The organism is Streptomyces sp. NPDC031111, from assembly GCF_055570675.1.
In genome coordinates this window covers 53,384-76,633 of sequence record NZ_JBVIGS010000011.1, presented here as the reverse complement: position 1 = coordinate 76,633, position 23,250 = coordinate 53,384, and the positions used below count along the sequence as shown (strand labels likewise).

The following is a 23,250-nucleotide window of genomic DNA, read 5'->3' as shown; positions in this document are numbered from 1 at the left end:
AGGCGGTCTCAGAGCCAGCGGCTGCGCCGGAACGCCCGGTACAGCAGCAGACACGCCACCGATATCACTCCGATCACCATGCCGTAGCCGTACCGCCAGTGCAGCTCCGGCATGTGGTCGAAGTTCATGCCGTACATCCCGCAGACCATCGTCGGCACCGCGATGATCGCCGCCCACGCGGTGATCTTGCGCATGTCCTCGTTCTGCGCCACCGTCACCTGCGCCAGGTGCGCCTGGAGAATGGAGTTCAGCAGCTCGTCGAATGCCGCTATCTGCTCCTTCGCCCGCAGCAGATGGTCGGAGACGTCACGGAAGTACGCCTGCGTCTCCGGGGCGACCACCCGTATCGGGCGGGTGGCGAGCTCCTCCAGCGGCCGGCCGAGCGGCACCACCGCCCGCTTGAGCTCAAGGAGTTCGCGCTTGAGCTGGTAGATGCGGCCGGGATCGACCCGTTCGCCGTGCTCCGCGAACACGGCAGTCTCGACCTGGTCCATGTCCTCCTGGACCGAGTCGATGACGGTCAGATAGTCGTCGACCACATGGTCCGCGATGGCGTGCAGCACCGTGGACGGGCCCTTGGCGAGCTGCTCGGGATCGGCCTCCAGACCCTCGCGCAGCGGCCCCAGCGAGCCGTGCCGTCCGTGCCGGACGGTGATCACGAAGTCCTCGCCCAGGAACACCATGATCTCGCCGGTGTCCACCACCTCGCTGTTCGAGGTGAGCTCCTCGTGCTCGACGTAGCAGACCGTTTTGAACACGGCGAACAGCGTCTCCCCGTACCGCTCCAGCTTGGGCCGCTGGTGGGCCTCGACGGCGTCCTCGACCGCCAGCGGGTGCAGGTCGAACAGCTCGGCGATGCCGGCGAACTCCTGGTTGGTCGGCTCGTGCAGACCGAGCCAGACGAAACCCTCCCCGCTCTTGCGCACCTGCCGCACCGCGTCCACCAGGTCACCGCGCCCGGCCGTGCGGTGACCGTCCCGGTACGTCACGCAGTTGACCACCGAGGAGCCCAGTGGGGACCGGGCCGGGTGACTCAGATCCACGCGGGGCCGCCGCCGGGCCAGCCGGGCCACCCGGCGCAGCCCGCCTACCCTGCCGAGACTCGTGACCTTCCGTAGATTCCCTGCCATGGACATCCGGCTCTCCTCGCGTGGTTCCCCCGCGCCGTGCTGCTTCCCGCGCCTTGGCCGGTCAGTCTGCCAGTCCTGCGCGAACCGTGTGCGGGCCTGTGGAAACGGCCCATTCCGCTTTGTTCCCGCTTGTGGACAACAGGAGTTCGCCCCTTGTGGCGCCCGTCCGTCAGGCGAGGGCGGGCGGTCGGCCCCCGGTCCGCTCCACCGCCTGCGCGCCCGCCCGGCAGCCCTCCGCAGCCGCCTGCTCCGGTCCGGCACCCGCGAGCAGGGCCGCGAGAAAGGCACCCGTGAAGGCGTCACCGGCGCCCGTGGTGTCCCGGGGCGTCGCCGGCACGGCCGGTACCCGGGCGTACACCTCCCCGGACCGCGCGAGCAACGCGCCCTCGGCGCCCTGCTTGGCCACCACCAGCGGGACGTGCCGGCTCAGCCGCGCTGCGGCCTCCGTCGCATCGGACACCCCCGTGAGCAGGCACGCCTCGTCACGGCTGGGCAGCAGCACGTCCACGCCGCCGACCAGCGACAGGAACCGGTCGACGCCCAGCTCCACGAGGAAACCCGCCGACGCCGGATCCAGACTGACCGGCACTCCACGGGCCCGCGCCGCCTTCGACGCCACCGCGACGAAGGCCCGGCTCGGTTCGGCGAACAGCAGGTATCCCGACAGATGCAGCCGCGCCACCCCGTCCAGCAACGCGTCCGACCAGTCACCCGGTTCGAGCCGCAGCGACGCGCCGCTGTCGGTGAGGAAGGTCCGCTCGGCCGCCGCGCCCTCGTCGACCAGGCAGATCACCGTCCCGGTCGGCGCCTGTCCGTCCACGACCAGCAGCGGACGGACCCCGCACGCGGTCAGCTCCCGCTCGTGCCAGGCCGCCGCGTCCGCGCCCACCCGGCCGAGGAGCCGCACCTCCGCACCGCCCCGGCGCGCCGCCCAGCAGGCCACATTGGCACCCGCGCCGCCCGGCACCGTCCGGATCGCCGCCACCGTGTCCGTCCCCGGGGCGAGCGGCCCCCGGTGCCGGGCGACCACGTCCGTGATCACGTCACCGACGACCAGCAGCGCCCCGCCGCGCACGGTTCCCGTCACTCCCCGACGGCCCAGGCCGCCGCGACGCGCGCCGCCAGGCGAACGTTGCCCCGGACCGCCGCCAGGTTCGCGGCGAGGGAGGCGCCGTCGGTGTGGCGGACCAGGTAGTCCAGCAGGAAGGGCGTGACGGCCTGACCGGTGACTCCCTCCGCCTCGCACGCGTGCAGCGCCTCACGGAGCACCCGCGCGTGCAGCCCGGGATCCAACTGCTCGGCCTCGGCGACCGGGTTGGCCACGATCAGCGCCGACTCCGGCCCGCCGAGCGCGTCCTGCGCCCGCATGACCCGCGCGACCTGCCCCGGGGTGTCCAGCCTCCAGTCCACGGGATGCCCCGAGTCCGACAGATAGAAGCCGGGGAAGTGATCCGTGCCGTACCCGGCGACCGCCACCCCCAGCGTCTCCAGCCGCTGGAGGGTCGCCGGCACGTCGAGGATCGACTTCACCCCCGCACACACCACGGTGATCCGCGTCCGCGCCAGCAGACCGAGGTCGGCGGACTCGTCCTGGGTCACCGTCCACTCCCGGTGCACCCCGCCGAGCCCTCCGGTGGCGAACACCCGTACGCCCGAGAGCGCCGCCAGCAGGGCGGTGGCCGACACCGTGGTCGCCCCGCTCGCCCCGGCGGCCACCGCGAGCGGCAGATCACGATGGCCCAGCTTGCGGATGCCGTCCTCGTTGGCCACCCGCTCCAGCTGCTCCTTGTCCAGGCCGACCCGGGGCCGCCCGTCCAGCACGGCGATCGTCGCCGGCACCGCGCCCTCCTGCCGTACGACCGCCTCCAGTTCCAGCGCCACCTGGAGATTGCGCGGCCGGGGCAGCCCGTGGGCGATGATCGTGGACTCCAGGGCCACCACCGGCCGCCCCGCGGCGATCGCCTCGCGTACTTCTTCGGACACCATGAGCACCACGCGACTGCCTCCTGTCTGCCGGTTCTCCCTCATCTCTGGCGGCCCGCGCACCGGGCCAAACCCCTTGCGTGCCGTCATCGACGTCACGGAGGCTGGGAGTCATGACGGACAACACGACGCGCCTCGACCACATCGTCCTGTGGGTGAGCGACCCCATCGCCGCCGCCGGTTTCTACGAGAAGGCCGTCGGCCTGGAGCCCGTCAGGCTCACCGATTACTCCGTCGGTGAGGCGCCCTTCCCCTCGGTACGGGTCAACGAGGAGACGATCCTCGATCTGATGCCGCGGGCCAAGGCGGAACGGATGGGCATGGTTCCCGGTGCGGCGGAGAGTTCGGGGCATCCCGTCAACCACGTGTGTCTGTCGCTGCCGGCCGGGGAGTTCGATGCTCTGCGTGCGCGTCTGGAGGAGAGTGCCGTGCCGGTGTCGGCGGTCTCGCGCGACTCGTTCGGGGCGCGGGGGCTGGCGCAGCGCAGCTTCTATTTCCGTGATCCGGACGGCAATGTTTTCGAGGCGCGGCACTACGACTGACCGGCGGCCCCGTGCCACCTGTGCTGGTGCCGGGCGGGGGTGGGTCGCGCTGCCCGGCGCTGGCGGGGTGCCGCCTGCGCCCACCCGTGCCGCCCCAGCGGCACGACTGCCCGCAGCTGGGCGGAGGGGCAGGCGCGACTGCCCGCAGTCGGGCGGGGTGGGTTAGAAGAGGGGTTCCGGGAGTATGCCCTCCAGGGCCAGTAGGCGGCGTTTGGTCTCGATGCCGCCGCCGAAGCCGCCGATGCCGCCGTCGCTCTCCACGACCCGGTGGCACGGTACGACGACCGGCAGCGGATTGGCGCCCATCGCCATGCCCACCGCCTGGGCGGCACCGGGCTGGCCGACCCGGCCGGCCAGATCGCCGTACCCGACGACCGAGCCGAACGGCACACCGGAGGCCAGCTCCCGCAGCACCTCGCGGTTGAAGCCCGAGATCAGCGACCAGTCCAGCGGCAGCTCGAAGTCCTGCCGCTCGCCCGCGAAGTACGCCTCGACCTGACGTATCGCCTCCGCCAGCAGTGGCGAGGCGGGCTCCTCGACCGGCTCGGCGCCCAGCCGGGACGCCAGCCGCTCCAGCGCGCTGTCGCGCACCTCGTCCGTGGCGTGGAAGACGACGTTGACCAGGCCCTCGTGGGTCGCGGCCAGCAGCAGCGGGCCGATACCGGTGCCGACGACGGCCCACACGACCCGCTGCTCGTACTGCCCATGGCTGTCCATGCGCCCCACCGTACGACCGGCCACTGACAATGCCGGGACGGACGCCTCAGCCGCCCACCGCGTCCCGCACCACGTCGGGTGTGTTGGTGATGATCCCGTCCACCCCGAACCCGGCGACCCGCCGGGCGGCGGCCGCGTCGTTCACGGTCCAGGTGCACACCTCCAGCGGCTTGCCGTGCGGCCCCTTGAAGGCGTGCACCGCCGTGACATAGCCGGAGGAGAGGGAGCCGTAGGACGGGTTTATCTGATCGGTGAAGGCCGCGTACGCGGGCAGGTCCGCCACCGGCGGCGTCCCGAGGAAACCGGTCTTCACCGCGGGCCTCAGATCGTGGACCGTCCGCACGCTGTCCGCGCTGAAGCTCTGCACGACCAGCCGGTGCCGCACATGCCGGCGGTCCAGCCAGCCCTCGTTGCCCAGCACCTTGATGATCTCGCCCTCGATGCCGGGATACAGCTGAGGGTTCTTGATCTCCAGCAGCAGCTTCTGGCCGTGCCGCTCGACGCGGTGCACATACTGCTCCAGCGTCGGCACGCGCGCGCCCGCGTACGCGGGGTCGAACCAGCTGCCCGCGTCCAGCCGGGCGATCTCCGCGGCGGTGAAGTCCTTCACCTTCCACGGAGCCCGGTCGGGGAAGAGCTCCTCGACGTCCGTGGTGCGCTGGAGGCTGTCGTCGTGCAGGACGACGAGCTCACCGTCCTTGGTCCGCTGGACGTCGTTCTCCACCCAGTCGACGCCGAGCTCCGCCGCCTTGTCGACGGCCGCCAGGGTGTTCTCGGGCGCGTACGCGGACGCGCCCCGGTGGGCTATCACCAGGGGCCGCGCGGAGTCCTGGGCGGCGGCCCGCGCGGGGGAGAGCGGGAGCAGGAGGGCGGCGGTTCCCAGGAGCGCGGTGGTCGATGCGGCGACAGCGCGTGCGTGCATGCGTACTCCTCGCGTCGGACGATCACATTCAGCACCACTGTGACAGCAGACGGTCAACGCGAGACGGGTGCAGGATGGCCACAGATTGAACGGAGTTGCCCGAACTCCGCACACTGGTGCCACACACCTGGGGCAAGGACGTGTTTCTTTGCCGGAAAAGTCGTTCGACCATTCCGGTGGGGTCATACTCTCTGCGTCAACCCGGGCCGCTGTCGCGACCCTGGGAGGGGGCGTATTTCGGGACGTTGTGGGACGCACAGGGCGGGAAGGGCAGCCGCGCATGCAGGGCACGGTCGACGGATTCAGCTACGGCCTGGTCACACCGCTGGTGGCCTTCCTCATGGCCTGTCTCGGCGGTGCCCTGGGCCTGCGCTGCACCACCAGAGCCATGCGGGCCTCCCGCTCCTGGCGCCCCGGCTGGCTCGCCCTGGGCTCCGTGGCCATCGGCTCCGGCATATGGACGATGCACTTCGTCGCGATGATGGGCTTCGCCATCGAGGGGACGCCGATCCACTACGACCGGCTGACCACGTTCGCGAGTCTGGCCGTCGCCGTCCTCATGGTGGGCATGGGGATCTACATAGTCGGCTACAAGGGCGCCACCGGGCCGGCCCTGTTCACCGGCGGTACCGTCACCGGCCTCGGCATCGCCTCGATGCACTATCTCGGCATGGCCGGAATGAGCCTCGACGGGCGCCTGGAGTACAACGTCCTCACCGTCGCCGCGTCCGTGGCCATAGCCATGGCCGCCGCCAGCGCCGCCCTGTGGGCGGCCGGCCGGGCGAGGGGCTTCCTGTGGAGCGTGGGCGCCAGTCTCGTCATGGGGCTCGCGGTCACCGGGATGCACTACACCGGCATGGCCGCCCTCGACGTACACGTCCACGGCACGGCCGAGCCCGGCGCCGGGGAGCCGGCGGCCGACCTGCTCGGACCGATGATGGTCGGCCCCCTCGCCTTCCTCGTCCTGGCGGGCATCGTGGTGATCTTCGACCCGCTGATCGTCGCGGGCGGAACCGCCGCGCCCCCCGCCGACCACCGGCCCGGAGTCCCCGCCCACTCCGCGGCCCACCACTCCCCGGCCCGCCCACGGCTGCGGGCCCGCGGCCCCGTGGAACACCGCTCCCGGACCCCGCAGCGCCGCTGATCAGGACCGGTTGTCAGTGGGGGGTCGTACGGTGGATGGCATGCGGCCCGTTTCCCAGATCGAACGCACGGTGGCGCCCTTCGAGGTCGTCAGCCCCTACCAGCCCAACGGCGACCAGCCGACGGCCATCGCCGACCTCGCCCGGCGCATCGAAGCAGGTGAGAAGGACGTCGTCCTGCTCGGCGCGACCGGTACCGGCAAGTCCGCCACCACCGCGTGGATGATCGAGAAGCTCCAGCGGCCCACCCTGGTCATGGCGCCGAACAAGACGCTGGCCGCCCAGCTGGCCAACGAGTTCCGCGAGCTGCTGCCGAACAACGCGGTCGAGTACTTCGTCTCGTACTACGACTACTACCAGCCCGAGGCGTACGTCCCGCAGTCGGACACCTACATCGAGAAGGACTCCTCGATCAACGAGGAGGTCGAGCGGCTGCGCCACTCCGCGACCAACTCGCTCCTCACCCGCCGTGACGTCGTCGTGGTCGCCTCCGTCTCCTGCATCTACGGCCTGGGCACGCCGCAGGAGTACGTGGACCGCATGGTCCCCCTCCGCGTCGGCGACGAGTTCGACCGGGACGAGCTGCTGCGCCGCTTCGTGGACATCCAGTACACGCGCAACGACATGGCGTTCACCCGCGGCACCTTCCGGGTCCGGGGCGACACCATCGAGATCTTCCCGGTCTACGAGGAGCTCGCCGTCCGGATCGAGATGTTCGGCGACGAGATCGAGGCGCTGTCCACGCTCCACCCGCTCACCGGCGAGATCATCAGCGACGACCAGCAGCTGTACGTCTTCCCCGCCTCCCACTACGTCGCGGGCCCCGAGCGCCTGGAGCGCGCGGTCAACGACATCGAGAAGGAGCTCGGCGAGCGCCTGACCGAGCTGGAGAAGCAGGGCAAGCTGCTGGAGGCCCAGCGCCTGCGCATGCGGACCACGTACGACATCGAGATGCTCCGCCAGATCGGCTCCTGCTCCGGCGTGGAGAACTACTCGATGCACTTCGACGGCCGCTCGCCCGGCTCCCCGCCGAACACCCTGCTGGACTACTTCCCGGACGACTTCCTCCTCGTCATCGACGAGTCCCACGTCACCGTCCCGCAGATCGGCGCCATGTACGAGGGCGACGCCTCCCGCAAGCGCACCCTCGTCGACCACGGCTTCCGGCTCCCCTCCGCCCTGGACAACCGCCCGCTGAAGTGGGAGGAGTTCCAGGAGCGCGTCGGCCAGACCGTCTATCTGTCGGCCACCCCCGGCCAGTACGAGCTCTCCCGCTCGGACGGCGTCGTCGAGCAGATCATCCGCCCCACCGGCCTCGTCGACCCCGAGGTCGTGGTCAAGCCCACCGAGGGCCAGATCGACGACCTGGTGCACGAGATCCGCACCCGCGTGGAGAAGGACGAACGCGTCCTGGTCACCACGCTCACCAAGAAGATGGCCGAGGACCTCACCGACTACTTCCTGGAACTCGGCATCCAGGTGCGCTATCTGCACAGCGACGTCGACACCCTGCGCCGGGTGGAGCTGCTGCGGGAGCTGCGCAGCGGCGAGTTCGACGTCCTCGTCGGCATCAACCTGCTGCGTGAGGGCCTGGACCTGCCCGAGGTGTCCCTGGTGGCCATCCTCGACGCCGACAAGGAGGGCTTCCTGCGCTCGGGCACCTCCCTGATCCAGACCATCGGCCGCGCGGCGCGCAACGTCTCCGGTCAGGTCCACATGTACGCGGACAAGATCACCCCGGCGATGGAGAAGGCCATCGACGAGACCAACCGCCGCCGGGAGAAGCAGGTCGCGTACAACCAGGCGAACGGCATCGACCCCCAGCCCCTGCGCAAGAAGATCAACGACATCGTCGCCCAGATCGCCCGCGAGGACATCGACACCGAGCAGCTGCTCGGCTCGGGCTACCGCCAGGCCAAGAAGGACGGCGGCGGTACCAAGGCACCCGTGCCCTCCCTCGGCGCCAAGGCGGCCAAGGGCGCGAAGAGCGCCGCCAAGGGCGCCCGGGGCAAGGCCGCCGAGACCGTGCCGACCGACCGCCCCGCCGCCGAACTCACCGAGCAGATCGAGGAGCTCACCGCGCGGATGCGGGCCGCCGCAGCCGATCTCCAGTTCGAGATCGCGGCACGGCTGCGTGACGAGGTGTCGGAGATGAAGAAGGAGCTGCGGCAGATGCAGGAGGCGGGACTGTCCTGACGGCCGCACGGTGTGTTGCAAGAACGACACAAAGTGCGGACCTGGGTACGTCACTGTCAGTGCCCCTGCGTAGGGTTCTGGTCAACCGCGATGCGCGGCAACAGGGGACAGTTCGAGAGGGGAATCAGCGCGTGACCGTCAACATGACCAAGGGTCAGGCCATCAGTCTGCAGAAGAACGACGGAGGCAGCCTGACCGCGGTGCGCATGGGTCTCGGCTGGCAGGCGGCTCCCCGTCGCGGCCTGTTCGGCTCGCGCACCCGGGAGATCGACCTGGACGCCTCCGCCGTCCTGTTCGCGGACAAGCAGCCGGTCGACGTCGTCTTCTTCCGCCACCTGGTGAGCGACGACGGCTCCGTGCGCCACACCGGCGACAACCTCGTCGGCGGTGTCGGCCAGGGCGGCGACGACGAGGCCATCCTCGTCGACCTGTCGCGCGTCCCGGTCCACATCGACCAGATCGTCTTCACCGTGAACTCCTTCACGGGCCAGACGTTCCAGGAGGTGCAGAACGCGTTCTGCCGCCTCGTCGACGAGACCAACGGCCAGGAGCTCGCCCGCTACACGCTGGCCGGCGGTGGGGCCTACACGGCCCAGATCATGGCGAAGGTGCACCGCACCGGTGCGGGCTGGACGATGACGGCCCTCGGCAACCCGGCCAACGGCCGCACCTTCCAGGACCTGATGCCGGCGATCCTGCCGGTCCTCTAGGCACCGAAGGCGAACCGGCTCCTCGGCGGGCCGGTCGGCGGCACACGACACATCACACGCGACGCAGGGGGACGAAGGCGATGACGGCCGAGCTGGTGCGGGGACAGAACCACCCGCTCTCCCAGTCCCGTCTGGAGATCCGGATCTCGGCCGGCACGCCGGTCGTGGCCGTGGCCGCGCTCGGCGACGAGAACGGCCGGATCCACGGAGTGGAGTGGGTGGCCCACCCGGGCGCACCCACCCAGCCCGGTCTGGAGGTGTCGCGGCAGGCGGCCGCCGACCACCGTCTCGCGGTGGACCTGGACGCCATGACGGACGCGGTCCACCGCGTCAGTGTGCTGCTCGCCCTGCCCGCCCCGGGCGGCGGCCCGGGGCCCGCCCGGTTCGGCGCCGTGGCGGCCCCCTTCGTCGCCGTCACCGGCCTCGACGGCAGCGAGGTCGCCAGTTACACCATCACCGGCCTGGAGGCCGAGTCGGCCGTCGTCGCGCTGGAGCTCTACCGGCGGCAGGGCGCCTGGAAGGTGCGCGCCGTCGGTCAGGGCTACGCGGGCGGCCTGGCCGAACTCCTCACCGACCAGAGCCTGCCCGAGGCCGCGCAGCTCGCGGGCAGCATCCACGAGGCGGTCGTGCGGGGCCTCGCCCGCTCCGTGCAGGCGCCACCGCCCCGTCCGGCCGACGGCGACCGCTCCCGTCAGGCGGCCGCCCCCGCGGTCGGCCCCGACCAGGGCGGTGCCGCACCACAGGGCGCCCCCGGCCCCGTACCGCCGTCGTACGGCGGGCAGCCGGCCGGCGGGCCGGGACAGACCGGGCCGCAGCCGGCGTACGGCGGGACCGGTGCCGCGGACCCGTCGGCGACCACCGGCGGCCCGATCAACTACAGCCACCCCGGCCGGCAGAACTCCGCCCCGCCGCCGCCCCCGCCCACCGCGCCGGCGGCGCAGCCCGGACAGCCCGCGCAGCCCGTCGCGGGAGACGCGACCGGCTGGTCCATGGAGGAGCGGCTGTACAACCAGGTCTGGGGCATGTTCGAGGACCTGGCCCGCACGACCGCCGCCTACCGCAGCGCCGTCGACTTCGCCGAGTCACGGATGGACAAGGAGCTGGAGCAGGCCCTGTCCGACCCGCGCAGCCGCATCGGAGGCCAGGGCGACGCCGTGCGCGAGGCCGCCCGGGCCCGCCACGGCCTGCTCGTCGCCCAGGCACGGGAAGTCCTCGATCGGGACCTCGCCCAACTCGTCGCCGAGGCCGAGGTCGTCGAGCCCGCGCTGCCCCCGGCCTTCGCCCGCTGGGACAACCCCGCCTGGCACGCCTACCGGGTGCCGATGGAGATCCCCATGGCGCTGCGCCTGGGCGACCTCCGGCTGCCCGAGGCCGACCCGATCCGCATTCCGATGCTGCTCCGGCTGCCGCTGGAGCGCGGACTGTGGATCGACAGCGGGCGGGCCGACTCCATCGACGGGTCGTTCACCGACTCCCACGACATGAGGCGTCTCGCCATGGAGACGGCGGTGGCGCACGCGGCCCGGCTGCTCGCCGTCTACCCGGCGGGCGAGTTCACCGTGCATGTCATCGACCCCGCCGGATCCGGTGCGCAGGCACTGGCACCGCTGACACAGACCGGTGTCCTGGCGGCCCCGCCCGCCCAGGGCGCCGCGGGGGTGACGGACGTGCTGGGCAGACTCACCCAGCGGGTCGACCTGGTGCAGATGGCGCTGCGCGGAGGCGCCCCGGACGCGTTGCCGCCCGGCTTCGACACCTCCCAGCAGCTGCTGATCGTCAACGACTTCCCGCACGGCTTCGACGACCGGGCCGTGAACCAGTTGCGCTATCTCGCCGACGAGGGCCCGTCCGTCGGGGTCCATCTGATGATGGTCGCCGACCGCGAGGAGTCCTCGGGTTACGGGCCGCTGCTGGACCCGCTGTGGCGTTCGCTGCTGCGACTGACGCCCGTGCCCGACGATCATCTGGCCGATCCGTGGGTCGGACACGCGTGGACGTACGAGCCGCCGCTCGTGCCGCCGGGCAGCCAGGTCCTTCACCAGGTGCTCACCCAGGTCGCGGCGGCCCGTCGCGCGTGGAACAGGTGACCGCACGATCCCTTTGACCAAGCGATCGTAAAGCCTCTGACCTGAGGCTTTGCCTATTCCTTTACTTGGCTCTTTACCAATCCTTGGTGATTGGGTACTCTTGACCGCACGGAGGGGAGTACTCCCTGTCTGTGCGGCGACCCCGTCAATACGGATCAGGCCAGATCCCGGGGCGTCGGCCCGAAGGACCGTCCGGGCGCAGTCGAGCGCCGGAGGCCCGGGTGGAAGAGACCTCCGGCAGCGACGACGCTGACATTTGCCCTGTGACGTATCTGCCGGAGGCGCAGTGGATGTTTCCGTGACCCTATGGGTCCTGACGATCGTGGGCCTGTGCGCCCTCATCGCGGTCGATTTCTTCATCGGCCGCAAACCGCATGACGTGTCCGTCAAGGAAGCCGGGATCTGGACCGTCGTCTGGATCGTCCTGGCCGCGCTCTTCGGGCTCGGCCTGCTGGTCTTCGGCGGTGGCCAGCCCGCCGGCGAGTTCTTCGCCGGCTACATCACCGAGAAGTCGCTGAGCGTCGACAACCTCTTCGTCTTCGTGCTGATCATGGCGAAGTTCGCGGTGCCGTCGCAGTACCAGCAGCGGGTACTCCTGGTCGGTGTGCTCATCGCCCTGGTGCTGCGCGCGATCTTCATCGCCGCCGGCGCCGCGATCATCGCCAGCTTCTCGTGGGTGTTCTACATCTTCGGTGCCTTCCTGATCTGGACCGCCTGGAAGCTCATCCAGGAGGCCCGGGCCGAGGAGGCCGACGAGGAGTACGAGGAGAACAAGCTGCTCAAGGCCGCCGAGCGCCGCTTCGGTGTGGCGGACCGCTACCACGGCACCAAGCTGTGGATCGAGCAGAACGGCAAGCGGGTCATGACCCCGATGCTCGTCGTCATGCTCGCCATCGGCACCACGGACGTCCTGTTCGCGCTCGACTCGATCCCCGCGATCTTCGGTCTGACGCAGGACCCGTACATCGTGTTCACTGCGAACGCGTTCGCGCTGATGGGCCTCAGGCAGCTGTACTTCCTCATCGGCGGCCTGCTGAAGAAGCTGGTCCACCTGTCCTACGGCCTGTCGATCATCCTCGGCTTCATCGGCGTGAAGCTGGTGCTGCACGCACTGCACGAGTCCGGGGTGCACGTCCCCGAGATCAGCATCCCGGTCTCGCTGGGCGTGATCTGCTCGGTCCTGATCGTCACCACGATCACCAGCCTCCGGGCCTCCCGCAAGCAGGCGCAGGCCGAGGTGACCGCGGACGGGGGCGGGAGCACCGCGAAGGACGACATCGACGCCTGACCCGTCGGACACCGGAACGCCGGTACCGGGAGCAGTGGTCAGCACATCGCCGGCCACTGCTCCCGGTTCCTTTTTTGCCCCCGGCGCCGCCCGTCCGCGCCGACCCGAATTCAACTCGTACGAGGAGGCCATGCGTGACCATGATGACCCCGAGACGATCAGGATCGCGGAGGGGCCGCGGTGAGGTGCGGCGCCCCTTCACGTCTGCGACGATCACCCCATGACCGCTCGGCTCAGGCAGGCGGCGCAGTGGACCACCCTGGTGCCGGTGTTCGCCGTAGTTCTGCTGGTTCTGACCTGGGGCCGCGATCTGCCCGGCTGGGTCGTCGTGGTGGTGACGCTGGTTCTCGCGGGGTCCGTGCTGGCGGCCGTGCACCATGCCGAGGTGGTCGCACACCGGGTCGGTGAGCCGTTCGGCTCCCTGGTCCTCGCGGTGGCCGTCACCGTCATCGAGGTGGCACTGATCGTCACGCTGATGCTCGACGGCGGGGACAAGAGTGCGACCCTCGCCAGGGACACCGTGTTCGCGGCTGTGATGATCACCGTCAACGGCATCCTCGGGCTGAGTCTGCTCGTGGGCTCACTGCGCCACGGCACGGCGGTCTTCAATTCGGAGGGAACCGGCGCGGCCCTCGCCACGGTCGCGACGCTGGCGACCCTCAGCCTCGTGCTGCCGACGTTCACCACGAGCAAGCCGGGGCCGGAGTTCTCCACCGTGCAGCTCACGTTCGCGGCGGTCTCCTCGCTGATCCTCTACGGCTTGTTCGTCGCGACCCAGACGGTGAGACATCGCGACTACTTCCTGCCGATCGTCAAGCAGGGCGAGACGGCCGCCTCCGTCAAGGAGGAGCACGCCGAGGCGCCCACCACGCGCACCGCCCTGATCAGTCTCGGGCTGCTGGGCCTGGCTCTGATCGGCGTGGTCGGCCTCGCCAAGGGGGTCTCGCCCACGATCGAGTCCGGAGTGGAGGCGGCGGGGCTGGGCCACTCCGTCGTCGGTGTGATCATCGCGATGCTGGTCCTCCTGCCGGAGACCATCGCCGCGGTGCGCGCCTCGCGCCGCGACCAGGTGCAGACCAGCATGAACCTCGCCCTCGGCTCGGCGATGGCCAGCATCGGCCTGACCATCCCCGCCGTCGCGCTGGCCTCCCTCTGGCTCCCCGGCCCGCTCGTCCTCGGTCTCGGCAACACCCATATGGTGTTGCTCGCCCTGACCATGGTGGTGGGCGCGCTGACCGTGGTCCCCGGCCGGGCCACGCCTCTCCAGGGAGGGGTGCATCTGGTGTTGCTCGGGGCCTATCTGGAGCTGGCGATCAACCCGTAGGCGGACCGGTTCGCCGTAGAGGGTGACCAGGCGGGCCGCGTACTCCTCGGGGCTGTGGGGCCGCCCGAAGAAGCAGGTCTTCGGGCGGCCCCTGCCGGGAGGCCGGGGCCGAACGGCCGTGTGGTGGACCCGTGATAGACCGGGTCCGAGCAGCGGTTCCCGCGGGAACCGCCCCACCCCGACGGACCGGAGGAACCGTGCCCCGCAATCTGGCCAACGCCCCCATCATGATCCTCAACGGCCCCAACCTGAACCTGCTCGGGCAGCGCCAGCCGGAGATCTACGGCTCCGACACGCTCGCCGACGTGGAGACGATGTGCGCCAAGGCGGCCGCCGCGCACAACGGCACGGTGGATCTGCGTCAGTCCAACCACGAGGGCCAGTTGGTGGACTGGATCCACGAGGCGCGGTCGAACCACTGCGGGATCGTCATCAACCCCGGTGCCTACTCGCACACCTCCGTGGCGATCCTGGATGCCCTCAACACCTGTGACGGTCTGCCCGTGGTGGAGGTCCACATCTCCAACATCCACCGGCGCGAGTCCTTCCGGCACCACTCCTACGTCTCCCTGCGTGCCGACGGGGTCATCGCGGGATGCGGGGTGCAGGGATATGTGTTCGCGGTGGAGCGGATCGCCGCGCTGGCCGGCCCGGGGCTGGCCGAGGCGTAGGCCCGTTCACCAGCCCCGTGCGCGCCACTCCGGCAGATGCGGGCGTTCGGCGCCCAGGGTGGTGTCGTTGCCGTGCCCGGGATAGACCCATGTCTCGTCCGGCAGGACGTCGAAGATCTTGGTCTCGACGTCATGGATCAGACTGGCGAACGCCTTCGGGTCCTTGTGGGTGTTGCCCACACCGCCCGGGAACAGGCAGTCCCCGGTGAACACATGCGGGTGTCCATGGGGGTCGTCGTAGACGAGGGCGATCGAGCCGGGCGTGTGCCCGACCAGATGGCGGGCGGTGAGTTCCACCCGGCCCACGCGGATGGTGTCGCCGTCGTCGACCGGGACGTCCGTCGGCACCGGGATGCCCTCGGCGTCCTCCCGGCCCGCGTGGGTGCGGGCGCCGGTGGCCGCGACGACCTGGGCGAGCGCCTGCCAGTGGTCGCCGTGCCGGTGGGTGGTGACGACGGACGCGATGCCGTCGTCACCGATCGTCCCCAGCAGGGTCTCCGCGTCGTTGGCCGCGTCGATCAGCAACTGCTCGTCGGTGGCCCGGCAACGCAGCAGATAGGCGTTGTTGTCCATGGGGCCGACCGCGACCTTGGTGATCATCAGGTCCTTGAGTTCGTGCACGTCGGCTGGGCCGCCGACCGTCACCCGACCGCTGTACGTCATGACCGTCAGCCTATAGCGGGAACCCGCGCCGGACAGGTGCTACAGCGGCGGAAGCGACGGGAGGTCGCCGCCCTTCACCGTCAGGGAGCCGCCGTCCCGGCGGCCCGCCAGCCAGCCGAGCAGATCGGCGGCCGTCCCCTCGACCGCGACCGGGCCGCCGTCCGCCCCGCCGCCGGTCGTCCAGCCGCGGCCGTCCGCGGTGGCCAGGGTGGTCGCGGGTACGTCCCGGTGACCGGCGAACCGCTCCGCGAGGAAGTCGATCTCCCGGTCCGTGAACTCCGCCGGCAGATCCTCCAGCTCGTAGCCGATCCCGAGGTCCACGTGGTGTAGCTCCACCTCGACCCAGCGCCGGAACGGCACGCGCTCCGCGCGGTCCGTGACGCCGTTGCGCAGCTCCACCGTGCGCGACCAGTCCGCCGGTGCCGCGCCCACCGCGCGGAAGCGCTCGGCGCTCTCGCGCAGGTCGGTGAGGTGCGTGTCGAGGGGGCGCGGCGCGTCCCGCTCGATGTCGGCGTCCCGGGCCTCGCCGGAGACGTACATGGGGCGGCCCTCGAGGACGTTCACCAGGGCGTCGGCGTTGCGGGCCAGGTGGGCCAGCACATGGCCGCGGGTCCAGCCGGGGAGGCGTGACAACTGGGTCACAGCCGCGTTGTCCAGGGCGGCGACCGCGCTGAGCAGCCGCTCGGTCGCTGCTTGTACAGACGCCAGGTCATCAGCGTGATCAATCATGGTGCTGACCCTAGCCCCGTCACACCATCGGGTGAAGGTGGTGAAGCCCGGCGTTAAATCGAATGCACGTGCTATAAGGTCGTGTGCGGCGTCGGGCATGCTGGAGAGCCGGGGATTGTTGACAACCCGTGAATCCGAACCGGCGTTGTCAGTGGCTCCCCCTAGTCTGAGAAAGACGGGGGCCCCGCCCCTGTCACTTCTCTCAAGAAAGGTGCGGACCGGCGTGGCCGACCGTCTCATCGTCCGTGGAGCGCGCGAGCACAACCTCAAGAACGTCTCGCTCGATCTCCCGCGCGACTCGCTCATCGTCTTCACGGGCCTGTCGGGGTCGGGCAAGTCCTCGCTGGCCTTCGACACGATCTTCGCCGAGGGACAGCGGCGCTACGTGGAGTCGCTCTCCTCGTACGCCCGGCAGTTCCTCGGCCAGATGGACAAGCCGGACGTCGACTTCATCGAGGGCCTGTCCCCGGCGGTCTCCATCGACCAGAAGTCGACCTCCCGCAACCCGCGCTCCACGGTCGGCACCATCACCGAGGTCTACGACTACCTGCGTCTGCTCTTCGCGCGCATCGGCAAGCCGCACTGTCCCGAGTGCTCCCGGCCGATCTCCCGCCAGTCGCCGCAGGCCATCGTCGACAGGGTCCTGGAGCTCCCGGAGGGGAGCCGCTTCCAGGTGCTGTCCCCGCTGGTGCGCGAGCGCAAGGGCGAGTTCGTCGACCTCTTCTCCGACCTCCAGACCAAGGGCTACTCCCGCGCGCGGGTGGACGGCGAGACCGTCCAGCTCTCCAACCCGCCCACGCTGAAGAAGCAGGAGAAGCACACCATCGAGGTGGTCGTCGACCGCCTCACCGTCAAGGACAGCGCCAAGCGCCGCCTCACCGACTCCGTGGAGACCGCCCTCGGACTGTCCGGCGGCATGGTCGTGCTCGACTTCGTCGACCTCCCCGAGGACGACCCCGAGCGCGAGCGCATGTTCTCCGAGCACCTGTACTGCCCGTACGACGACCTGTCCTTCGAGGAGCTCGAGCCCCGCTCCTTCTCCTTCAACTCGCCCTTCGGCGCCTGCCCCGAGTGCACCGGCATCGGCACGCGTATGGAGGTCGACCCCGAGCTGATCGTCCCCGACCCGGACAAGAGCCTGGACGAGGGCGCCATCCACCCGTGGTCGCACGGCCACACCAAGGACTACTTCGACCGTCTGATCGGCGCCCTCGCGGACGCGCTGGGCTTCCGCACCGACATCCCGTTCGCGGGACTGCCGCAGCGCGCCAAGAAGGCCCTGCTGCACGGCCACAAGACCCAGGTCGAGGTCCGCTACCGCAACCGCTACGGCCGCGAGCGCCGGTACACCACGGCCTTCGAGGGCGCCGTCCCGTTCGTCAAGCGCCGGCACAGCGAGGCCGAGAGCGACGCCAGCCGGGAGCGCTTCGAGGGCTACATGCGCGAGGTGCCCTGCCCCTCGTGCGAGGGCACCCGCCTCAAGCCGGTCGTCCTCGCGGTCACGGTCATGGGCAGGTCCATCGCCGAGGTCTCCGCGATGTCCATCAGCGACTGCGCGGACTTCCTGGGCGAGCTGAAGCTCACCGCCCGCGACAAGAAGATCGCCGAGCGCGTGCTCAAGGAGGTCAACGAGCGGCTGAGGTTCCTGGTCGACGTCGGCCTGGACTACCTCTCGCTGAACCGCGCGGCGGGCACCCTCTCCGGCGGCGAGGCCCAGCGCATCCGCCTGGCCACCCAGATCGGCTCCGGACTCGTCGGCGTGCTCTACGTGCTCGACGAGCCGTCCATCGGTCTCCACCAGCGGGACAACCACCGGCTGATCGAGACCCTCGTCCGGCTGCGCGACATGGGCAACACGCTCATCGTCGTCGAGCACGACGAGGACACCATCAAGGTCGCCGACTGGATCGTCGACATCGGTCCCGGCGCCGGTGAGCACGGCGGCAAGGTCGTGCACAGCGGCTCCCTGAAGGAGCTGCTGGCCAACGCCGAGTCGCAGACCGGCCAGTACCTGGCCGGCAAGAAGGCCATCCCGCTGCCCGACATCCGCCGCCCGCACGACCCGTCGCGCCGGCTCACGGTGCACGGCGCCCGGGAGAACAACCTCCAGGACATCGACGTGTCCTTCCCGCTGGGCGTGTTCACTGCGGTCACGGGTGTGTCCGGCTCCGGCAAGTCCACGCTGGTCAACGACATCCTGTACACCCACCTGGCGCGCGAGCTGAACGGCGCCCGGAGCGTCCCCGGCCGGCACACGCGCGTGGACGGCGACGACCTCGTCGACAAGGTCGTCCACGTCGACCAGTCGCCCATCGGCCGCACCCCGCGCTCCAACCCGGCGACGTACACCGGTGTCTTCGACCACGTCCGCAAGCTGTTCGCCGAGACGACGGAGGCGAAGGTCCGCGGCTACATGCCGGGCCGCTTCTCCTTCAACGTCAAGGGCGGCCGCTGCGAGAACTGCGCGGGCGACGGCACCATCAAGATCGAGATGAACTTCCTCCCGGACGTGTACGTCCCGTGCGAGGTGTGCCACGGCGCCCGCTACAACCGGGAGACCCTGGAGGTCCACTACAAGGGCAAGTCCATCGCCGACGTCCTGAACATGCCGATCGAAGAGGCCATGAACTTCTTCGAAGCCGTCCCGGCCATCTCCCGTCACCTCAGGACGCTCAACGACGTCGGTCTCGGCTACGTCCGGCTCGGCCAGTCCGCGACCACCCTGTCCGGCGGTGAGGCGCAGCGCGTGAAGCTCGCCAGCGAGCTTCAGAAGCGCTCCACCGGCCGCACGGTCTACGTCCTGGACGAGCCCACCACCGGTCTGCACTTCGAGGACATCAGCAAGCTGCTGAAGGTCCTGTCCGGCCTGGTCGACAAGGGCAACACGGTCATCGTGATCGAGCACAACCTCGACGTGATCAAGACCGCCGACTGGGTCGTCGACATGGGCCCCGAGGGCGGTTCCGGCGGCGGTCTGGTCGTCGCCGAGGGCACGCCCGAGGAGGTCGCGGGCGTTCCGGCCAGCCACACCGGCAAGTTCCTGAGGGAGATCCTCGGCGCGGAGCGGATCAGCGACGGAGCCCAGGTGCGTGCGCCGCGCAAGACGGCCGCGAAGAAGACGGTCGCCTCCAGGAGCACCGCGAGGAAGACGGCCACCAAGGCGGTCGGCGGCACCGCCGCCGGGAAGACGGCCGCCAAGACCACCAGGACCGCCGCGAAGAAGACGACGCGGGCGACCAAGTCCTGACCGGCCCGCACCGACACGCGCCGTGCCGCGGGGGGAGACCCCGTGCGGCACGGCGCGTGCGTGCGTCAGACGCCCTCCGGCTCCAGCTCATGGGCGTACGGCGGCTCCGCGCCCGCGCGTGAACAGGTGATCGCCGCCGCGTGCGCCGCGAAGCCGAGCAGGCCGGCCCAGCCCTCGGCACCCAGCGCGGCCACGCCAGCGTCATCGAGTGCGTCCCGGGCGGCGAGACCGTGCAGCAGCGCCGCGTTCACCGTGTCACCGGCGCCGATCGTGTCCACCACCTCGACCCGCTCACCCGGGACCGAGTACTCGCCGCCCTCACGGGTGAACACCGTCAGCCCGTCCCCGCCCCGAGTGACCACGACCGCCGCCGGACCGGCCGCCAGCCACTCCTTCGGGGACCCGCCGAGCCACTCCGCGTCCTCCGCGGACAGCTTGAGAAGCGACACCGACGGCAGCCAGCTCCTGAACCGGGCCCGGTAGGCGTCCGGGTCGGCGATGAGCCCCGCGCGGATGTTGGGATCCAGCGCCGTGAACACGCCCCGCGCGGAGGCGGTCCGCATCAGCCCCTCGTACGCGGTCGCGCCCGGCTCCAGCACGAGCGAGCAGGTTCCGAAGGACACCGCGCGGGTGCCCGCCGGCAACGCCTCGGGGGCGGTGAACAGCCTGTCCGCGGTCCCCTCCACGTAGAAGGAGTACGCCGCCGAACCGTCCCCGCCGACCGTGGCGACGGCCAGCGTCGTCGGCTCGTCACCGCGCAGCACCGGCGAGACGTCCACGCCCGTCTCCCGGAGCCGGTCCAGCAGCGCCTCACCGAAGGCGTCCCGCGACACCCGGGAGCAGAAGGCGGTGGGGGAGCCGAGCCGGCCCAGCGCCACCGCCGTGTTGAAGGGGCCGCCGCCGAGCGCCGGCGTCAGCGCCGCGAGCGCACCCGCGCCGCGCGGTACCAGGTCGATCAGTGCCTCACCGGCTACGACGATCACGAGGGGATCCTTTCTCGGACTGCTGCTCGGGATGCTCGGGATGCTCGGGATGCTCGGGTTGTGGGGGCCGAGTGGGCCGCTCCGGTGTCTCCGGACAGCCGCAGGACGTGCGGTGCACGAACGCGCACGGCAGCCGTTCGGTCCGCGCGGGACGGTCAGGCTCGGCGAGGCGCTCCAGGAGCACCCGCACGGCCCGGGCACCGATGTCCCGGCTCGGCTGGGCGATCGCCGTGAGGCGGGGCGAGAACAGGTCCGCCCAGGCGAAGTCGTCGAAACAGCACAGCGCCATGTCCCCGGGCACCGACAGACCGTGCGCCCGCAGGGCACGCAGCGCGCCGATCGTCATGGCGTTGTTGGCGGTGACCAGCGCGGTGGGACGCGAACCGAGGGACAGCAGACCGCCCGTGGCGCGTTCGGCGCCCTCCGACTCGGAGTCGCCGTGCACCAGGAGCCGTTCGTCGTACGGCAGTCCGGAGGCCGCCAGACCGTGCCGGTACCCGGTGATCCGCTCGGCGGTCGTGCTGAGCCCCGCCAGACCCGCGACCAGGCCGATGCGACGGTGACCGAGACCGGCGAGATGCGTCACCAGCCGGGCCGTGGGTTCCGTGCTCTCGGCGCAGACCTGGTCGAAGCGCGGCCCCTCGCTGTTCCCGGGCATGTCGACCAGCCGGTCCAGGAACACGGCCGGCACCCGATGGCGCCCGAGGTAGGCGAGCAGTTCGCCCGGCCGTGGGGAGGGCGCGACGATCATGCCCTCCACGCGGCGCTCGTGCAGCAGCTGGACGACCTTCCGCTCGTGTTCCGGGTCGTCGTGCGGATCGGCGATGAGGAGGCTGTAGCCGTGCTCCAGGGCGGCGGACTCCACGCCCTGGAGGATCTCCGTGAAGTACGGGTTGCTGATCGCGGAGACCGCCAGGCCGATCGAGCGGGTCCGGGACGTCACCAGGGAGCGGGCCAGGGTGTTCGGGGTGTAGCCGAGCTCCTCGACGGCGTCCAGGACGGCCTGGCGGGTGTGGGGGAGCACGGGGCGGGTGTCGTTCAGGACATGGGAGACGGTCGCGACGGAGACTCCGGCGGTGCGGGCCACGTCCGCCATGGTTGCCATGGGAGCTGCTCCTTCGACGCCGGTGCGTGTCACTGGGTCCGGACCGTATCCCATTCCGGGGGTGGCGTAAACGCTTGCGCAAGCGTTTACGCATACGTTTGCGCGGCTGCGTTGGTGCGCTGGTGCGGGCCGGGGGGTGTCTGCGCGGCCCGGCGCTTGCGGGGTGCCGTCGCGCCCACCCGTGCCGCCCCAGCGGCACGACTGCCCGCGGAGAACGCGCCAGGCGGCTGCCCGCGGAGAGCGCGGCGGCCCCGCCCGTACCCGGGGTGATCAGCCCCGGTATCGTCCCTGGTGAAGCCCGTCGTGTTGTCCCACCAGTGGAGCCCTCATGTCCGCCCGACCCGTCGCGAGTCGTCGTACCGTTCTGCGGGGTGCGGCCCTCACCCCCGTCGCCGGGCTGGGGCTCACCGCGTGCAAGGGTGCCGAGGAGGCGTCCGCCCCGCTGACGGAGCCCGTCGAGCTCGGTCCCGAGAGCGAGGTCGCGGAGGACGGTGCGAAGCTCTACCGCGACCACAACGTCGTGGTCAGCCGGAGCGGGGACGGCACGCTCAAGGCGTACAACACCGTCTGCACGCACGCGGGGTGCCCCATCAACAAGCTCGACGGCACGAAGCTGATCTGTCCGTGCCACGGCAGCGAGTTCGACGCCACCACCGGCAAGGTGCTGCGCGAGCCGGCCGTGGCCCCCCTGAAGCCGCTCGCCGTCGAGGTGAGGAACGGCAAGCTGATCGCCAAGCCGCAGACCTGATCAGGTCACTCCCACTCCCAGGCGATCCCCACATAACCCGACCGCACACGCGGCTCCACCAGATGCACCGAGCGGTGCCGTCCGCTCACCGTCAGCTCCTGGTGGCCCCCGCGCGGTGCCGCCGCCGAATGCTGGGTGAACCGGTGGCAGCGCACCGGGAGCACCCCGGAGTCGAAGCACACCTGGAGCGCGTACTGGCCCCCGGGGGTGTCCGCCCCGCGCACGTACTCGCGTGCCACCCCGGCCGTGCCGTCCTCGACGGCGTAGCGGAAGAGGAAGGTGTCGCCGGTCCGCAGCCGGGTGTCGAAGAGCAGCTCGGCCGCGAGCACCCCGGTCTCGTGGTGCCAACGGACGCGCCCGGTGCGGCAGTTCTCCAGCGCGTGCACGGTCATCCGCTCCGGCGCCGAGCCGGGGTCGCCGTGGTGGAAGGCCACATAGCGGTCGACGCCCTCCCGGTGGGCGCGCACGATGTGGTGCGACTCGCGCTCCGCCAGTTCGCGGCGCGCCCCGATGCGCACCCGCTCGTGGTGTCCCAGGGTGTGCAGTCCGCCGTCGCGCGGGGTGCCGAATTCGGCCAGCAGCCGCTCCCGTACGCCCGAGGCCTCGACGAGGGAGCGGTAGGACCGCCCGGGGGAGTGCCGGGCCGCCGCGCGCTCCTCCGACTGGGCGAGCAGCCGGATCAGGGACTCCTCCGGCAGTTGGAGTATCTCCTCCAGTGCCCGTACGGCGCGCAGCGACTCCGGGCGCTGCGGGCGGCGGGCGCCCTGCTGCCAGTAACTCAGACTGGTGACGCCGACCTTCACGCCGTGGCGCGACAGATGGTGCTGCACCCGCTGGAGCGGCAGCCCGCGCGCGGCGATCGCCGCCCGCAGGGCGACGTGGAAGGGGCCGCCGCGCAGGACCGAGTCCAGTTGCGCGGTGGGGACGTCCGCGTGCGGTGTGGCGTGCGGCATGCAGGGGCCTTTCTGTGAAGTCCACAACGGCTGGTCAGACCGTTTCGCGCGGGTCACCCCGAGGCCGCCCCCCGGCGGCGCGGCGGATCTTCACATCCGTACGCCGTCGT

Annotated in this window: 20 protein-coding genes; 10 read left to right on the top strand and 10 right to left on the bottom strand. The window is 70.9% G+C overall.

The window, feature by feature from the left end:
* Positions 1-8 precede the first annotated feature (8 nt).
* The 3 genes from ACZ470_RS22920 to ACZ470_RS22910 form a co-directional block, all read right to left on the bottom strand.
* Positions 9-1,136, bottom strand: a complete 1,128-nt coding sequence (locus ACZ470_RS22920) for a magnesium and cobalt transport protein CorA (RefSeq protein ID WP_468429852.1) — start codon at positions 1,134-1,136, stop codon at positions 9-11.
* 163 nt (positions 1,137-1,299) lie between these two features.
* Positions 1,300-2,232: a carbohydrate kinase family protein gene (locus ACZ470_RS22915; RefSeq protein ID WP_468430231.1), complete on the bottom strand. Its 933-nt coding sequence runs from the start codon at positions 2,230-2,232 to the stop codon at positions 1,300-1,302.
* Complete coding sequence (locus ACZ470_RS22910) at positions 2,214-3,125, bottom strand: pseudouridine-5'-phosphate glycosidase (protein WP_468429850.1); 912 nt, start codon at positions 3,123-3,125, stop codon at positions 2,214-2,216. The genes ACZ470_RS22915 and ACZ470_RS22910 overlap by 19 nt, the downstream gene beginning before the upstream one ends.
* A gap of 101 nt (positions 3,126-3,226) precedes the next feature.
* On the opposite strand from ACZ470_RS22910, the gene ACZ470_RS22905 reads away from it, so the two are divergent.
* Positions 3,227-3,655, top strand: coding sequence for a VOC family protein (locus ACZ470_RS22905; RefSeq protein WP_468429848.1), 429 nt, complete (start codon positions 3,227-3,229; stop codon positions 3,653-3,655).
* Positions 3,656-3,817: 162 nt separating this feature from the next.
* Here the strand turns inward: ACZ470_RS22905 and ACZ470_RS22900 are convergent, their stop codons facing one another.
* Positions 3,818-4,372, bottom strand: a complete 555-nt coding sequence (locus tag ACZ470_RS22900) for a methylated-DNA--[protein]-cysteine S-methyltransferase (RefSeq protein ID WP_468429846.1) — start codon at positions 4,370-4,372, stop codon at positions 3,818-3,820.
* A gap of 46 nt (positions 4,373-4,418) precedes the next feature.
* A complete protein-coding gene (locus tag ACZ470_RS22895; RefSeq protein WP_468429844.1) occupies positions 4,419-5,294 on the bottom strand; it encodes a glycerophosphodiester phosphodiesterase in 876 nt (291 codons plus the stop codon).
* Positions 5,295-5,574: 280 nt separating this feature from the next.
* Here ACZ470_RS22895 and ACZ470_RS22890 point away from each other — a divergent pair, with 280 nt between their 5' ends.
* From ACZ470_RS22890 to aroQ, 7 genes are all read left to right on the top strand, one after another.
* Positions 5,575-6,438, top strand: a complete 864-nt coding sequence (locus ACZ470_RS22890) for an MHYT domain-containing protein (protein WP_468429842.1) — start codon at positions 5,575-5,577, stop codon at positions 6,436-6,438.
* A gap of 40 nt (positions 6,439-6,478) precedes the next feature.
* Positions 6,479-8,632 (top strand): excinuclease ABC subunit UvrB, encoded by a 2,154-nt coding sequence (gene uvrB / locus ACZ470_RS22885; protein ID WP_468429840.1) that lies wholly within the window; start codon positions 6,479-6,481, stop codon positions 8,630-8,632.
* 131 nt (positions 8,633-8,763) lie between these two features.
* A complete protein-coding gene (locus ACZ470_RS22880; RefSeq protein ID WP_189555259.1) occupies positions 8,764-9,342 on the top strand; it encodes a TerD family protein in 579 nt (192 codons plus the stop codon).
* An 80-nt stretch (positions 9,343-9,422) separates the two neighbouring features.
* Positions 9,423-11,429 carry a TerD family protein gene (locus ACZ470_RS22875; RefSeq protein WP_468429838.1) on the top strand — a complete coding sequence of 669 codons (2,007 nt, stop codon included), beginning with the start codon at positions 9,423-9,425 and terminating at the stop codon, positions 11,427-11,429.
* Between the two features lie 286 nt (positions 11,430-11,715).
* The gene (locus tag ACZ470_RS22870; protein WP_468429836.1) at positions 11,716-12,717 is read left to right on the top strand and encodes a TerC/Alx family metal homeostasis membrane protein; all 1,002 of its coding nucleotides are present in this window, start codon (positions 11,716-11,718) and stop codon (positions 12,715-12,717) included.
* A 220-nt stretch (positions 12,718-12,937) separates the two neighbouring features.
* Positions 12,938-14,041, top strand: coding sequence for a calcium:cation antiporter (locus ACZ470_RS22865; RefSeq protein WP_468429834.1), 1,104 nt, complete (start codon positions 12,938-12,940; stop codon positions 14,039-14,041).
* Between the two features lie 197 nt (positions 14,042-14,238).
* Positions 14,239-14,712, top strand: a complete 474-nt coding sequence (aroQ, locus tag ACZ470_RS22860; RefSeq protein WP_468429832.1) for a type II 3-dehydroquinate dehydratase — start codon at positions 14,239-14,241, stop codon at positions 14,710-14,712.
* A 6-nt stretch (positions 14,713-14,718) separates the two neighbouring features.
* On the opposite strand, the gene ACZ470_RS22855 is transcribed toward aroQ, so the two are convergent.
* Positions 14,719-15,375 (bottom strand): MBL fold metallo-hydrolase, encoded by a 657-nt coding sequence (locus ACZ470_RS22855; RefSeq protein WP_468429830.1) that lies wholly within the window; start codon positions 15,373-15,375, stop codon positions 14,719-14,721.
* A 39-nt stretch (positions 15,376-15,414) separates the two neighbouring features.
* The gene (locus tag ACZ470_RS22850; protein WP_468429828.1) at positions 15,415-16,104 is read right to left on the bottom strand and encodes a maleylpyruvate isomerase family mycothiol-dependent enzyme; all 690 of its coding nucleotides are present in this window, start codon (positions 16,102-16,104) and stop codon (positions 15,415-15,417) included.
* 223 nt (positions 16,105-16,327) lie between these two features.
* Between ACZ470_RS22850 and uvrA the strand changes: the two genes are divergently transcribed.
* Positions 16,328-19,351 carry an excinuclease ABC subunit UvrA gene (gene uvrA / locus ACZ470_RS22845; protein WP_468429827.1) on the top strand — a complete coding sequence of 1,008 codons (3,024 nt, stop codon included), beginning with the start codon at positions 16,328-16,330 and terminating at the stop codon, positions 19,349-19,351.
* A 65-nt stretch (positions 19,352-19,416) separates the two neighbouring features.
* Here uvrA and ACZ470_RS22840 read toward each other — a convergent pair whose 3' ends face one another.
* Positions 19,417-20,334 (bottom strand): carbohydrate kinase family protein, encoded by a 918-nt coding sequence (locus tag ACZ470_RS22840; protein ID WP_468429825.1) that lies wholly within the window; start codon positions 20,332-20,334, stop codon positions 19,417-19,419.
* The gene (locus ACZ470_RS22835) at positions 20,315-21,439 is read right to left on the bottom strand and encodes a LacI family DNA-binding transcriptional regulator (RefSeq protein ID WP_468429824.1); all 1,125 of its coding nucleotides are present in this window, start codon (positions 21,437-21,439) and stop codon (positions 20,315-20,317) included. The genes ACZ470_RS22840 and ACZ470_RS22835 overlap by 20 nt, the downstream gene beginning before the upstream one ends.
* Before the next feature lie 328 nt (positions 21,440-21,767).
* Between ACZ470_RS22835 and ACZ470_RS22830 the strand changes: the two genes are divergently transcribed.
* The gene (locus ACZ470_RS22830) at positions 21,768-22,187 is read left to right on the top strand and encodes a Rieske (2Fe-2S) protein (RefSeq protein ID WP_468429822.1); all 420 of its coding nucleotides are present in this window, start codon (positions 21,768-21,770) and stop codon (positions 22,185-22,187) included.
* Between the two features lie 5 nt (positions 22,188-22,192).
* Here ACZ470_RS22830 and ACZ470_RS22825 read toward each other — a convergent pair whose 3' ends face one another.
* A complete protein-coding gene (locus tag ACZ470_RS22825; protein WP_468429820.1) occupies positions 22,193-23,140 on the bottom strand; it encodes a hypothetical protein in 948 nt (315 codons plus the stop codon).
* Positions 23,141-23,250 lie beyond the last annotated feature (110 nt).